This window comes from Shewanella sp. GD03713, from assembly GCF_029843705.1.
Lineage (GTDB): Bacteria > Pseudomonadota > Gammaproteobacteria > Enterobacterales > Shewanellaceae > Shewanella.
Window position 1 is genome coordinate 2837031 of record NZ_JAOCIW010000001.1, and the last position, 13496, is coordinate 2850526.

The following is a 13496-nucleotide window of genomic DNA, read 5'->3' on the forward strand; positions in this document are numbered from 1 at the left end:
GATCTTTAATGAGTTTTAAGACAGATTTGTTTCAAATAAAAAATAAGCTGAACGACTTATTTTATATTTCACAATTTAATGGGGAAGGCATTTAAAAAGAAAAGATTTAACGCTTTAATTTAAGCAACTTAGATAGCGTTGGCAATATAATGGATTGTTCTCTATATAAAACACCATGCAGCCAAATTTCAATTTACCGCATGATGTTTTTATCAGCATTTAGATTTTTCTACATTTCAAAACACTGTTGTAACCAAGTGCTTATTGCTTTTAATTGTACCGGGATAACCGAATGCGGCATCGGGTAGGTTTGCCATTGCACCGAATATCCTCCGGCCATTAACGCGTCTTTCGCTAATAAACCTGCGGATAATGGCACCACATCATCCTGTTCACCGTGCTGATGTAAAATAGGCGTTTTCGCATTGGCTGCACTTAATTGGCTGGGTAATACATCACCCGTCGGTAAATAACAGGACAGCGCCATAATGCCAGCGAGTTTTTGGGGATAACGTAATCCGGTAAATAGGCTCATCACCCCGCCTTGGCTAAATCCGGCTAAGACGATGCGCTCACTGGGGATCCCCGCGTCGATTTGTTCGTCAATCAAGGACTGTACACTCAGCTCCGAGGCCATCACGCCCTGCATATCGGCTCTATCGTGCAAATCCATGCTTTTAATGTCATACCAAGCGCGCATAATGTAGCCGCCGTTGATGGTCACCGCTTGCTCTGGCGCGTGTGGGAAGATAAAGCGAATGCTGTGTCCCGCTGGCAAGCCTAATGCTGGAACAACAGGTGCAAACCCTGCGCCCGAGTCCCCTAAACCGTGCAACCAAATCACCGCAGCCGTCGCCTCAACTTGAGGCTCAATCACAATACGTTCAAGTGTCATACTGACAAATCCCTTATAAATCAAAAGTTATTATGCTCGCCCTGCGAGCGTTTTACAGATAATCAATACCAAGGTGGGCTTGCAATGCGTCGAGCTGGTTGGTGTTATCTAATTTAATGCTCCAACGCACGCCGCCGCCATTGGCGATGATCATCGGCGGCTCCAGCCTAAGGCTGATGTCTTCGGCCGCGGCTTGAAGCACCACATTGGCCATGTTCAGCCGGATCTGCACTTCAAATTCAGTGGCAATCAACTTACCCTGAGAAAATTCCACTAGCATAGCAATTCCGCTCTCGTGATGAACCACTCTTAAAACGCGCCATAATAGCAAAGTTATATCGCTAAGGATGAACTTTTAAACTCGCATTACCGCTGATGACAGACACGCCATAGGTTGAAAAAGCTTAGATTTACACATCGACAGCAAATCTACATCGCTCGGTATTGAGTGCGCTTACCTCAAGTCCTGCGCACTCGGCATAGGCTGTTAACCCTGCGTTTTAGCAAGGCAATCCGAGAGTCTAGATAAAGTTTAATTACATTTTAGTGTCAGCTAAATTGCCCCAAACCAGAGCAGTTCGAGTAAAATCCCGCATCAGCGATGACAGCCCGCTCACGGCTAACGCGTTTTACACCATAACAAGAATCACAACACTGGGTGGTTATATGTTTTTATCCCGTCGTACCCTCATTAGCAGCGCACTCTTAATGCTGCTGCCATTAGTACAGTATGCCAATGCGGCCAATACCTTACCGAATACCAGCCTGGCAAGCACCACTGCAAGCCAAATGCACTCTGTCACCGATGAGCTGACCTTTGCCAATTACCAGCAAGTGAGCATTCATCACATCGCATTGGCATTAAAGGTAGATTTTGCGCAGCAGCAACTCGCGGGGGATGCGATTCTCGAGCTGGATTGGCATCAGGCCGGAAAACTACTCGTGCTCGATACCCGTGACCTGACGATTAACAGTGTCAGCATGTTAAATGCAAATGGCCAATGGCAATCCGTGCCCTTTAGTTTAGGTGCGACCGATAAGGTCAAAGGCGCCGCACTCACCATCAATCTGCCTCAAGAGCGAGTCGCCAAAGTCAAAGTTAATTACCATACATCCAATAATCCATCAGGCATTCAATGGCTTACTCCAGAGCAAACCCAAGGTAAGCAATGGCCATTTATGTTTAGTCAGAGCCAAGCCATCCATGCCAGAAGCTGGATCCCGCTGCAAGATACGCCCGCAGTGCGCCAAACTTACAGCGCCACCGTCACAGCCAAGCAAGGCATTAGTGTCGTGATGAGTGCCGACCGAGAGAGCGTGTCTGCAACGCAAACCCAATTCACTATGCCGCAGGCGATTCCAGCTTACTTGATTGCCATTGCCGCGGGTCACCTGCAATTTGCCGCCTTAGACGACACCTCTGGCATTTGGGCCGAGCCCGAAATGCTTGCCAAGGCCAGCAAAGAATTTGCCGATACGCCGGAGATGATTGCCATCGCCGCCAAACGCTACGGCGATTACCGTTGGGGTAGATACGATTTACTGATCCTTCCGCCAAGTTTTCCCTTCGGCGGGATGGAAAATCCGCGATTATCCTTTATTACTCCCACAGTCATCGCGGGAGATAAAAGCCTAGTGAGTTTAATCGCCCACGAGTTGGCCCATTCTTGGTCGGGCAATTTAGTTACTAACGCCACCTGGCGCGATCTCTGGCTTAACGAAGGTTTTACCACTTATGTGGAAAACCGCATTATGGAAGATCTCTATGGCCGCGACCGCGCCCTGATGGAGCAAACCATTGGTTACTCTGAGCTATTGGCCGAATTAGCCGAGTTGCCCGCCAGTGATTCTGTACTGCACATTGACTTAGGCGAGCGCGATCCCGACGATGCCTTTAGCGGCGTCCCCTATGTGAAAGGACAATTATTTTTGCGCTTCCTCGAGCAAAAATTTGGCCGTGAGCGGTTCGACACCTTTGTGAAAAGCTACTTCGATCACTTTGCGTTTCAAAGCATTACCACGGAGCAGTTCCGCAATTACCTCACGCAGCAGTTATTGCAAAAATATCCCAATATCGTCAGCGAGTCCGAAGTGGATACTTGGGTGGAGGGACAAGGTTTACCCAGCTTTTTAGTGCCACCCAACTCACACGCCTTCGATGATATCGATGCCCAGCGCCAAGCATGGTTAGAAGGCAAACGTGACGCCAGCGCTCTGAACACTCAGGGCTGGACAGTGCATCAATGGCTACGCTTTATTAATGAAATGCCGAGGCTAAATCTCACTGAGCAGCAATTAGCCGAGTTAGATAAGGCCTTTCATTTTACTGGCACCCACAATAATGAAATCGCCTTTGCTTGGTATGCCCTCGCCCTCGATAACGGTTACTACAGTGTCTTACCGGCACTGAAACAACATTTAACCGATATTGGCCGCCGCAGACTGATTGTGCCTTTGTATCAAAAACTGGCGAGCAGCGAGCACTATGACTGGGCAAAAACCGTTTACTTGGCGGCCCGCAGTGGTTACCACCCACAGACCCAAGCGAGTCTCGATATGATGTTTAGTGATAAACCGATGGAGCATGTCCATTAAGTGAGTCGCTTGTTGGGATTGGGTGCAGGATAGCCTGTGCTCAAGCCTCGCCACGAAAAGTGGGCATAAGTTTAGCGGTGAATCCTATACACAAAAGCCACGACCTTGATTGAGAGATTTTGATTACGAAACTGTGGTTGCGAGACTTTGATTACAAACATGGATTGCAAACCAAAGTATTAGTGTCTCGTCCTAAGATAGGTTGACAGTTTTTAGGCCAGCTCCAGTAGCTGGCCTTTTCTATTGTGCACCTGATTAGGGGAGTCCATATTCAAGCTCAGATGCGGTCTCATATTGTTGTATATTGCTATCGATTCTCTAACAAGTATCTTCAGCTCCGCAAATGTCCTACATCGGTGCAGTAAAAACTCCTGCTTCAGTATGCCATTTACTCTTTCTGCTAATGCATTTTGGTAGCAATCATAACCATCCGTCATTGACGGCTGGATTTGGCTCGCCTGAAGCGCATTCTGATAAACGGCTGAGCAGTACTGTAAGCCTCTGTCTGAGTGATGCACCGCGTTGCCGATATAGCGCTTATCTTTGATGGCCATTTTTAACGCTTTCACCACACTCTCGGCTTTCATGTCTTTACTCACGTGATGACCGACTATTTTACGAGAACTGGCATCGGTGATCAGTGACAGGTAGTGCACACCTTGGTCTGACTCAAGATAGGTGATATCGCTGACCAGTACATGCCCTGCATCGTGCAGTCCCTCCTCTTTCAGCAGATTAGGATGCTTCTTCATCCAGTGTTTGCTGAACGTGGTTTTTGTGTAGCTTTTCTTCGGTTTAACCAGTAAACCTTCACTTCTCAAATAGGTAAAGAACCCATCTCGCCCGAGCTTAATATCGTGCTCAACCAGCTTGGATTTTATCAACGTGTAGAGCTTACGGGCCCCTAACCTTGGCATATATTTACGCCAGTACTGGACCCAGTCTTTGATAACCGATAGCTCAGCTCTACGACTTTCCATTCGAGCAACTGCCTGATAAATACCTTGCCTCGACATACCCGCAGCACGACATGCGGCAGCGAGGTTTATTTCTCCGTTGCCTTTTGCTTGCCAGACGTACCGGATAAGTACTTTTTTCTGAGGCCTGCTCCATATTCATTGTCCATGATATCAACCATGCCATTGAGGATTTGGTTACGCAGTTTCTCTTCTGCTAACTCACGTTCAAGGCGCTTGATCGTTTCGGCAGGTGTTTCTTTTGACTTAGTCATAAGGGGATGCTGAAAAGGTTTCGACCAATCGAGTCTACCATGTTTTCTAAGCCAGACGAGTACCGTTGAACGGCCTTGAATACCAAAATGGGCTTGGGCTTGTTTGTACGTCATTTCGCCTTTTTCAACACGCTCTACAACGCCTAATTTAAAGGCTAAGGTGTAATCTCGTTGTGTGCGCTTACGGCTTGAGTTAATTAATGTTGTCATAAAGAAATCCTCTTTATGTCAACGTATTTCAGGACGGGACATAGTGCACAAAAAAGCCCAAACCTAGGTTTGGGCTTTTGGTTACTTATCTGGTCATTACTCCCGAGCCCCCTGCTGTAGCAGAGTATTGATGGGAGAACCACACAGATTAGTGGTGGTGACCGCCTACACCGTGGGCATGACCGTGGGCGATTTCTTCATCGGTCGCATCACGGGCACCAACCACTTCGATATCGAAGGTTAAGTCACGGCCCGCTAATGGATGGTTAACATCCACAGTCGCCATAAACTTACCCACTTTGACGATAGTCACTTGACGTTGACCCTGATCAGTGTGAACCACAGCCGTCATGCCTGGCTTCCACACGTTAGCGCCTAACAGGTGCTTCACAGACACACGTTGCTGCGCCGCTTCACCTTCGATACGTTGACCATAGGTTTCAGTGCATGGCAGAGTAACAGTGAACTTTTCACCAATTGCTTTACCATTAATCGCATTCTCAACACCTGGCATCATGTTGTCATGGCCGTGTAAGTAAGCAATCGGCTCGCGACCTTCGTTCGTCTCGATCACTTCGCCTTTTTCGTCGCGCAGAGTGTAGTTAAACTGCACAACCATATCGTCTTTAATGCTCATCGAATATCCTTTGATTTGCTTCGATTTCAAATGTCGGCCGAGCTTAACAAAACTGGCCTTTGCACTCCACTGTTTTATCCCTGCGATACATCACCAAAGCTTAAGCGGCTGCGGATCTGTAAGCCCCACACCTGAAGTGGCATGGGTTGAGTAAACCACATGCCACTTGTGGCAATATTCGCAGGCAGTACGACACTACGTAAAGACTTTAGAGTGAAATCCCCAATGCGCTAAAGACTTCAGGGCTTGGAAAACCGTCAGCAATCATATTCTTACTGCGCTGGAATGCTTGGATCCCCGCCGAAGAGTTACGCCCAAGTACGCCATCGGGTTTACCGACATCGAAGCCTGATTCATTCAGCTTGGTTTGTAACTGTTTGATTTGCTCGCGACTCAAACGTGGCTGCTCGGGCGGCGCCACTTTTAATGGTTCGCCGCCATTAATTCTATCGGCCAAATGACCAACGGTAATGGCGTAAAATTCAGAGCGGTTCCAACGCATGATCACATTGAAGTTTTCATAGCCTAAAAACGCGGGACCAGTATGACCCGAGGGTAAATACAGCGCCGCCTTCATATCGATAGCGGGTAAAGGCTGACCATTACTTTGCACTACGGATTGCGCCGCCCATTGGGATAGTGGCTGCGCCTGTTTGGCGCCAAGGTTTTCATAGCTGAAATTACGCGGCAATATCACTTCACGCCCCCAACGCTCATTGCGTTGCCAGCCTAAGTGTTGCAAAAAGTTCGCCGCCGAGGTGAGTGCATCTTCGGTGCTATTCCACAAATCGGCCTTACCGTCGCCATCCCCATCGATGGCATATTTTGCATAGGCCGAGGGCATAAACTGGGTGTGCCCCATGGCGCCGGCCCAAGAGCCCACCATAGTGCTCTTATCAAAGCCGTATTTTTCTTTTAACTTAAGCGCTTGCATCAGTTCAGTCGTAAAATAGCCACTGCGACGCGGCTCACAGGCCAAGGTAGCAAGAGAATCTAACACGGACATTTTGCCTTTGTAGGAACCGTAGTTAGTCTCAAGTCCCCAGAAAGACAGAATATATTGTGGTGGCACACCGTATTCCTGCGCCAATTTATCGAGCAGCGCGCGGTGTTTTTTCAGTAAACGGCGGCCTTCATTCACCCGCCAATCGGTCGCCCGCTTAGTAAAATAATTGTTGAAGGTTTGGCTAAATTCGGGCTGAGCTTGGTCAAGCTCAATCACTTTAGGCACAAACTGCAAACTAGCAACTGTGTCTTGGATGGTGACTTCGGATAAGCCTTCGGTACGTGCGCGCTCCTGTAGGTTAGCCACACAGGTCGGAAATGCCGCGGCATGGACGGCGATGGTGTCACTGAGTGGCATTTCTTGCACGGCGGCCTGCGTCTCGGCGATCGCGGTTTGACTATTACCGCTCGAGGTTGGCGCGCTCGAGCACGCACTTAAGCTCACACACGCGGCGATACTGGCGGCAAGATAGGACATTCCTTTCAGTTTGATCAAATCAATTACTCCTACAGTCAGTGCTAAGAGTTTATCTTAGCTGAGCGAGGCAAGAGGTGAATAACCCCAAGCCAAGAGAGATACGATATTTAGCCATAAACAGGTTGCCGCTGTGTTGATGGGACAACAAACAGGGCAACGGCTAAACATCCACGAAACTATTTTCTCCCCCAGAAAATCGAGCCAGATACTCACCAACAATCAGTAAACATTATCGGTGCCTCTGCTCGGCACATCCTGACCCATAGCGCCCGCTAACACAATGCTTATCACCACCAATCGCCAGATAAATTCACTTATTGCTCAGTTAACCAACAGCGAAAAAATCTTAGCAAAGAATCCCTTGGACTATCTATCCGTTGCCGTATAATGGGCAAGTTAACAGCATACTTCAAAGAGACCTATCATGACTGAAATCAACGCGGCGTTGGCTGGCTTTATCGAAAACGTAAAAGAACATCAAACACTCTGGGGTTTGATGGATGAAACTGGCGAAGGCTGGGTCGTTTGTGACTCGGGCGAGTTCGAAGACACTGATGTTATGCCTTTATGGTCGAGTGAAGCGCAGGCGAAGTCTCACTGCACCGAAGAATGGAAAGATTACCAAGCGGTGGCCATTAGCCTCGAAGAATTCCTCGAGTACTGGGTATCGGATCTTAACGATGATGGCGTGTTGATTGGTGTTGATTGGCAAAGCGATGAAGACTGCTTAGAGTTAGATCCTATCGTTCTGGCGAAAGATTTAGTTGATGTTGAAGAGGTTTAATTCCATCAACCCAAACAGCATGTTTAAGGCATCAAGGGCTGAGGTATTAAGCTCTTGATGTCCGCTTTCCCTTGTATCGACATTCCCTTCGATAAACGTCACCTCTGTTGGTTTTGCGGCGAGCCCTGCAAAGACCGATTGGATTATCAAGCAGAGTCACACACGCCCCACCCAGCATTAGCCGTCCCTTGCTGCGCTGAATGCTTAAAATTGGCCCAAAAACATACCTTAACCTCTATCTGGGATTGCCGTGTGGCGGTTAAAGATGCCCTAATGAGCATTTATGCCAAGCACTTAGCCATTGGGATTAATTGGACGGAGGAAGAGCTCGCCGAGTCTGAATTTTCCTGCAAAGTATTTGAAGGTTTTAAAAAAAGCGCTTGGATGATGTATCAAATTGCCCGCGACAGGATTAACTATCCGGGCTGGCCGATACAACTTGAAGGGGTCGAACTCGAATGCCAGTTAGACAGTACCCGCTTTGAGTTTGATGGGGTAACTTACACCTCTTTACCCGCGGCGATTCACTACTACAGCCAACAATTCTGCTTGGATCCAGTATTTTTTGCCGAGCTTATCCGATTTGTCGGCAGGCAGAGATTTAACTACGCCCTTAGGCTTGCGCGGATCCATATCGCCGCCGCCAAAGAGATGAAGCGCCAAGTCCTTGCCGATGTTAAAGCCGAACTCAGCCAATAAACCGTATCGCGGTAAATCGTCTATATCACAGCAAATAGCCCGAGTTACGACCACTAGTACAAGTCACAAGTCACAAGTAAAATACTCAAATCGAGCGCTAAAATAACGAGGCCGCCAATCGCAGGTTGCTAGGGCGGCCTATGGGTTTCAACCCTGTTATTGAACAATCGGTTAAATCAGTGGCGTTATTTGCCAATAACTTGTTTTAATCTGTCCTGCACCACTTCTACCAACAAGTCGGGCTGGAACTTAGAAATAAACCTGTCGCAGCCTACCTTTTCGACCATTGCATTATTAAAGCTGCCACTGAGTGAAGTATTTAAGGTGATAAATAAGTCCGACATGGCCTTATCGTTACGCACTTCATAGGTCAGTTTGTAGCCGTCCATCTCCGGCATTTCGGCATCGGTTATCATCATCAAAAGCTCTTGGGCGACATTCTTGCCTTCATCGCGCCATTTTTGCAGTAAATGCAATGCCTGCAAGCCATCTGAGGCTTCGATGATTTCAATCCCGAGTTGGCCTAAGGTCTCGCGCACTTGGCGCCTTGCGGTTGAAGAGTCATCGACAATCAACACCTTCTTACCGGGCATCTTGTCTAACAGGCTCTCATCTAACACCCCTTCGGAGAGACGAATATCGTAATGGACGATTTCCGCTAATACTTTCTCGACATCGATAATCGACACCAGTTGCGACTGGCCTTGATATTCGATGCGAGTAATGGCCGTGAGGTAATTATTTCGCCCAGCCGTTTTAGGCGGCGGCATAATATCGCTCCAGGTCATGTTGATAATGTGCTCGACCTTACCGACTAAGAAGCCCTGCACACTGCGGTTATATTCGGTGATGATCATATTGGCATCATCTCCCGGAGGCACAGGCTTAAAACCGATAGCCGAACGCAAATCAATCACGGGAATCGACATGCCGCGAATATTCGCCACCCCAAAAATATGGGGATGACTACCGGGCATAGAATTTAATGGCGGTAACTTGACGACTTCTTTGACTTTAAAGACGTTAATCGCAAATAACTGGGTAGAGTTAATTCGAAACAGCAGCAGTTCGAGCCGATTTTCACCGACGAGTTTGGTTCGTTGATCTACGGTTGCAAGCACGTTTGCCATAATGCGACTTCTCTACGTTGGAGGAACAGCTTTCCTCACCAGTGACGGATTAAGCTAAATTATAGCGGTAAACTCACCATGAGAACCATGCGATAAGTCGATTTTATCTAAAAATTACAATCACTCGGCAATCCTTTATCCTTCGCAAGCGCCCCAATAAATAAATGATTCGCTTACGGCTATCGCCGCAATTTATCCCCTTTATGCCATGCGTTTTTGGGCCAACAGCATGCCCGAAAGATTGAGAAGATTTCTCTGGCAGAGGATCTCAAATCCCCCTTGGCGCAGTCCTGTTAACCATTCTTGATGGTTAAATCGATTCTGTTGTGGATGCTCAAACAACCGTCGACTCAAGGGATTGCAAATGGCGGCGCGGTATAAATCTTCCACCACAAAGTAACCCTTGGGTTTTAGCACCCTTGCCACCTCGGCAACAGCCGTTTGCCAATCGGGAATATGGTGAAACACGGCGAAATTGAACACCACATCAAACTGGGCATTTGCAAAAGGCAATGCAGTAGCATCGGCAACACTGAATGCCAATTGACTTAACCCATGGGGTGAATCATGCCAGCGCGCTTTAGCAGCTGCGACCATCTCAGGATCAAGATCGACGGCCGTCACTTGCTCGGCCCCAAAATGATCGCGGATCAGCTGAACTCCGTTACCAAAACCACAACCAATTTCGAGAGCGTGACGTAGATAAGGAAGGGGTTTGGGCATCATAGAAGTCAGTAATGGCGCTTCAACATGGTTTTGCAACCAAAAACGCAGCGGATGCTGGACTAACTTTTTCTCGAATGGATTTAACTTCATCTCATCCCCTTAAATGAATCGGTTATTGCTTGGTACACTGATCAAATTCTGTATATGGTACGTAATGATATAGACATAAGTTCACTTGAGGCCACTATGAAATTACCTCTTTTTCCTTTGCCAATCTGTTTATTACCAGAGGGATATACTCAGTTGCGCATTTTTGAACCTAGGTATAAACGCTTAGTCGCTGAATCGCTAAAATCGGCGGATGGCTTTGGCCTGTGTATGACATCGGAAGATGGCAAAACCCTTTATCCCATCGGCACGCTGGTGCATATCATCGATTTTGAAACCTTACCCGATGGAATGCTCGGAATCAGCATTCAAGGAAAACAACGCTTCACATTCGGCGATATCAGCATAGAGTCGGACGGATTAAAACGCGCCGAGGTGAAGCTTATCGATAATTGGCCGAGTACACCGATTGAAGACGATGAGCGTTACTTGAGTGAGATGCTGCAAAACATTCTTAAGGAGTTCCCGCAGCACCTGCAACATTATCAGGTGGAACAATTTGAAGATATCGCTTGGGTGTGCCAACGCTGGTTAGAAATCCTGCCGGTGCAAGCAGCAGAGAAATACTCTTGCATCAATGCGTTAGATCATCAACTGACACAGGATTTATTACATACTGTCATTCAATCCGCTTGAGTGATCCAACTTCCCGCGCGCCACGTATTGCTCTGTATGCTTATCGAATGTCGGCCCTGACGTACCATCTTTTGTGATGTTCAGACTGGATTGAACCTTAAGTAAAGAGCTCAATAATGGATAATTTTCAATCACATTTAGCGCAAAATCGCTATGATAGGCAGTTATCATCCCCTATCGATATGGCTATGGAAAACGATAGCACTATTTCAACTGCTAATGAGCCAATCACAGATGCGGATCCTTTGACGCGCGCCATTATAAGAGTCGCAAATCAACGGGATAAAGCCGCCTTTGCAGAATTGTTCAGCCATTTTATGCCCAAAATTCGTGCATTCGGTCTGCAACGCTTAAATCAGCAAGGGCTGGCCATGGATCTGGTGCAAGAAACCATGTCCTTAGTGTGGACCAAAGCCCATTTGTACAATGCCGACAAAGGCTCGGTGGCGACTTGGGTATTTACCATTATGCGCAACCAGTGTTTCGACATGCTTAGGCGCATCCAACATAACCGTGAAGATGCCTTCGGAGATGATATTTGGCCTATTTACGATGTGGCCGTCAGTCTAGAAGGCGGCCCAGATCATAAACTCACCGCCAAGCTACTCGCGCACTTAGATGCTTTGCCCCTGCCTCAACGCCAAGTGGTTCAAGGGATCTATATGCAAGAACTCACGCAACAAGAATTAGCCGATGCCTTAAAAGTCCCGATTGGTACGATAAAATCGCGACTCAGATTGGGGTTAGAAAAGCTGAAAAGCTTTTTGGAGACGCAACATGATTAAACATCATCCCCATACCGATTTGCTGTTAGCCCATGCTCAAGGCGAGCTGCCGTTGTCTATGTCAATTGCCATTGCGGCCCATTGTGCCCTTTGCCACGAATGCCAATCGCAAGTTAGCCGCTTTACTGAACAAGCTGCAGAACAGGCCTTTTTAGCGCCGAGCAACATCACTGAACAAGCTTTAATCAACGAAACCGATTCAGCACAAGACGACGCTTGGCAGCAAATGTTGTCGCATATTATGGACTTGCCCGAAGCAACGCCAGCTGAAAGCGACTATCCCGCCAAAGCGACGGTTTCCCTTAATCATAAGCATGTTCGCTATGAGATCCCGACAGTATTTCGCCAACATATTGCTCATCCATGGCAGCAGATTGGTAAAGTCAGCCGAATGCGTTTCGATGTGGATGAAAGCCATACCCGCGCCAGCCTATTGCATATCGACGCCTTAGGTGAAATCCCGCAGCACACCCATAAGGGATACGAGCTGACCCTATTACTGGCGGGGGAATTTTCGGACCTCAACGGGCAGTATGTTCCCGGCGATTTCATCATCTTAGATGGCAACACACATCATTCACCTAAGACCCAGTCAGGCTGCCTCTGCTACACAGTTTTAGATGCGCCGTTATATTTTACCAAAGGGCTCAGTAAATTATTGAATCCCATTGGTGAGCTGATTTATTAATCTCGCTGACATTTAAAATAAGCTGGCAGAGTGAATAACCGATAAACGCAAATTTACAACAAAATACCAACAAGCCTTTTTCCCGCTGAGTAAAAAATAAACTTGCCATCGGGAATTTTGCTGTTATACTGCCCGCCGTTTTGAGAAGTATCTTGTCGTTATCCTTTTTATATCGGTTTGTACATTCGCGTAAGCAATGACAAACACGATCCTCACGAAGAAAGCCTACTACAAGTAAGTCCCACAAAAATAATGAGTTAGTGATTTTCTGCATCGACTCAAAAACAGTGAACTATTTAATTAAACCCATGTCATAGTATTGTCACTTTGCTATGGTCAACTGGGCTAATTGAGATATTCCATTGACATAATCGCTGATATGCATTAGTTATCAATAAGGCATCTCTTGATTAATGATCATGGAATGGGTAACCTCAAGACTCATTGGTATCATCTTTCGCAATTATGCTAAGGATATTTTATTGTTACAACTTACTCACCTAAGGGTGAATTGAATTAAAAGGAGTGTGGCCTATGTCATACAAAATTAACGGACATGAAATCACAGTGAACTTCCCTGTAGACTCTATTTCAGTTAACAAAACATCCATTGCTTTTACCGATAGACAAGGTAAAAACAAGCAGACTTTTTCAAAGCGTACCGAAGCCTTAAACTTTATGAAATGGCTATTGTCGGCAAATAAATAAGTCTGATTGTATACTCCTTAGAGTACCAAAAACGGTGTTTAGGTTTATTCGGTTCCCATTTTCCTCGCCATACCGAAGCCTAATGACCGAAATAGATAGCCCAATATCACGATTTGCTATCCCTTTACGTCGAATGACGAACTCGTTTGGTTCAGGCGGTATCTAGCTCACACAGATACGT

General features: G+C 47.0%; 14 protein-coding genes. 7 read left to right on the plus strand and 7 right to left on the minus strand.

Annotation, left to right across the window (positions count from 1 at the left end; all coding sequences use genetic code 11):
• Positions 1–229: 229 nt before the first annotated feature.
• Together N5E87_RS12530 and N5E87_RS12535 are read right to left on the minus strand one after the other, a co-directional pair.
• Positions 230–895 (minus strand): alpha/beta hydrolase-fold protein, encoded by a 666-nt coding sequence (locus tag N5E87_RS12530; RefSeq protein ID WP_086904881.1) that lies wholly within the window; start codon positions 893–895, stop codon positions 230–232.
• A 52-nt stretch (positions 896–947) separates the two neighbouring features.
• Complete coding sequence (locus tag N5E87_RS12535; RefSeq protein ID WP_086904880.1) at positions 948–1175, minus strand: DUF3389 domain-containing protein; 228 nt, start codon at positions 1173–1175, stop codon at positions 948–950.
• Positions 1176–1561: 386 nt separating this feature from the next.
• Here N5E87_RS12535 and N5E87_RS12540 point away from each other — a divergent pair, with 386 nt between their 5' ends.
• Entirely contained in the window at positions 1562–3490 is a 1929-nt protein-coding gene (locus N5E87_RS12540; RefSeq protein ID WP_126511505.1) for a M1 family metallopeptidase, read from the plus strand.
• 212 nt (positions 3491–3702) lie between these two features.
• On the opposite strand, the gene N5E87_RS12545 is transcribed toward N5E87_RS12540, so the two are convergent.
• From N5E87_RS12545 to N5E87_RS12555, 3 genes are all read right to left on the minus strand, one after another.
• Positions 3703–4931, minus strand: a protein-coding gene (locus N5E87_RS12545; RefSeq protein ID WP_279775352.1) for an IS3-like element ISShes2 family transposase whose coding sequence is annotated in 2 segments (ribosomal slippage) — positions 3703–4580 and positions 4580–4931 — 1230 coding nt in all. Because the reading frame shifts where the segments join, the coding sequence is not laid out codon by codon here.
• A 148-nt stretch (positions 4932–5079) separates the two neighbouring features.
• Positions 5080–5568: a peptidylprolyl isomerase gene (locus N5E87_RS12550; protein ID WP_109285728.1), complete on the minus strand. Its 489-nt coding sequence runs from the start codon at positions 5566–5568 to the stop codon at positions 5080–5082.
• Between the two features lie 208 nt (positions 5569–5776).
• The gene (locus N5E87_RS12555) at positions 5777–7069 is read right to left on the minus strand and encodes a lytic murein transglycosylase (RefSeq protein ID WP_232015299.1); all 1293 of its coding nucleotides are present in this window, start codon (positions 7067–7069) and stop codon (positions 5777–5779) included.
• A 406-nt stretch (positions 7070–7475) separates the two neighbouring features.
• Here N5E87_RS12555 and N5E87_RS12560 point away from each other — a divergent pair, with 406 nt between their 5' ends.
• Both N5E87_RS12560 and N5E87_RS12565 read left to right on the plus strand, forming a co-directional pair.
• Positions 7476–7835, plus strand: coding sequence for a DUF2750 domain-containing protein (locus tag N5E87_RS12560; protein WP_011072081.1), 360 nt, complete (start codon positions 7476–7478; stop codon positions 7833–7835).
• 57 nt (positions 7836–7892) lie between these two features.
• Positions 7893–8534, plus strand: a complete 642-nt coding sequence (locus tag N5E87_RS12565; RefSeq protein WP_086904381.1) for a hypothetical protein — start codon at positions 7893–7895, stop codon at positions 8532–8534.
• Positions 8535–8719: 185 nt separating this feature from the next.
• On the opposite strand, the gene N5E87_RS12570 is transcribed toward N5E87_RS12565, so the two are convergent.
• Entirely contained in the window at positions 8720–9664 is a 945-nt protein-coding gene (locus tag N5E87_RS12570; RefSeq protein WP_011717385.1) for a chemotaxis protein CheV, read from the minus strand.
• A 201-nt stretch (positions 9665–9865) separates the two neighbouring features.
• Entirely contained in the window at positions 9866–10480 is a 615-nt protein-coding gene (locus N5E87_RS12575) for a class I SAM-dependent methyltransferase (protein WP_086904382.1), read from the minus strand.
• A gap of 96 nt (positions 10481–10576) precedes the next feature.
• Here N5E87_RS12575 and N5E87_RS12580 point away from each other — a divergent pair, with 96 nt between their 5' ends.
• The 4 genes from N5E87_RS12580 (at position 10577) to N5E87_RS12595 (ending at position 13315) form a co-directional block, all read left to right on the plus strand.
• Positions 10577–11134 (plus strand): LON peptidase substrate-binding domain-containing protein, encoded by a 558-nt coding sequence (locus N5E87_RS12580; protein ID WP_086904383.1) that lies wholly within the window; start codon positions 10577–10579, stop codon positions 11132–11134.
• 116 nt (positions 11135–11250) lie between these two features.
• Entirely contained in the window at positions 11251–11919 is a 669-nt protein-coding gene (locus N5E87_RS12585) for a sigma-70 family RNA polymerase sigma factor (RefSeq protein WP_164717867.1), read from the plus strand.
• Positions 11912–12607 carry a ChrR family anti-sigma-E factor gene (locus tag N5E87_RS12590; protein WP_086904384.1) on the plus strand — a complete coding sequence of 232 codons (696 nt, stop codon included), beginning with the start codon at positions 11912–11914 and terminating at the stop codon, positions 12605–12607. Before N5E87_RS12585 ends, N5E87_RS12590 begins: the two co-directional genes overlap by 8 nt.
• Positions 12608–13141: 534 nt before the next feature.
• Positions 13142–13315: a hypothetical protein gene (locus tag N5E87_RS12595; RefSeq protein WP_023265706.1), complete on the plus strand. Its 174-nt coding sequence runs from the start codon at positions 13142–13144 to the stop codon at positions 13313–13315.
• Positions 13316–13496 lie beyond the last annotated feature (181 nt).

What these genes read in the sequence shown, in the direction of transcription:
- N5E87_RS12595 (WP_023265706.1), top strand. Translation starts at nt 13,142, where the DNA reads ATGTCATACAAAATTAACGGACATGAAATCACAGTGAACTTCCCTGTA.
- N5E87_RS12550 (WP_109285728.1), bottom strand. Translation starts at nt 5,568, where the DNA reads ATGAGCATTAAAGACGATATGGTTGTGCAGTTTAACTACACTCTGCGC.
- N5E87_RS12565 (WP_086904381.1), top strand. Translation starts at nt 7,893, where the DNA reads ATGTCCGCTTTCCCTTGTATCGACATTCCCTTCGATAAACGTCACCTC.
- N5E87_RS12535 (WP_086904880.1), bottom strand. Translation starts at nt 1,175, where the DNA reads ATGCTAGTGGAATTTTCTCAGGGTAAGTTGATTGCCACTGAATTTGAA.
- N5E87_RS12575 (WP_086904382.1), bottom strand. Translation starts at nt 10,480, where the DNA reads ATGAAGTTAAATCCATTCGAGAAAAAGTTAGTCCAGCATCCGCTGCGT.
- N5E87_RS12560 (WP_011072081.1), top strand. Translation starts at nt 7,476, where the DNA reads ATGACTGAAATCAACGCGGCGTTGGCTGGCTTTATCGAAAACGTAAAA.
- N5E87_RS12585 (WP_164717867.1), top strand. Translation starts at nt 11,251, where the DNA reads ATGGATAATTTTCAATCACATTTAGCGCAAAATCGCTATGATAGGCAG.
- N5E87_RS12530 (WP_086904881.1), bottom strand. Translation starts at nt 895, where the DNA reads ATGACACTTGAACGTATTGTGATTGAGCCTCAAGTTGAGGCGACGGCT.
- N5E87_RS12580 (WP_086904383.1), top strand. Translation starts at nt 10,577, where the DNA reads ATGAAATTACCTCTTTTTCCTTTGCCAATCTGTTTATTACCAGAGGGA.
- N5E87_RS12570 (WP_011717385.1), bottom strand. Translation starts at nt 9,664, where the DNA reads ATGGCAAACGTGCTTGCAACCGTAGATCAACGAACCAAACTCGTCGGT.
- N5E87_RS12540 (WP_126511505.1), top strand. Translation starts at nt 1,562, where the DNA reads ATGTTTTTATCCCGTCGTACCCTCATTAGCAGCGCACTCTTAATGCTG.
- N5E87_RS12590 (WP_086904384.1), top strand. Translation starts at nt 11,912, where the DNA reads ATGATTAAACATCATCCCCATACCGATTTGCTGTTAGCCCATGCTCAA.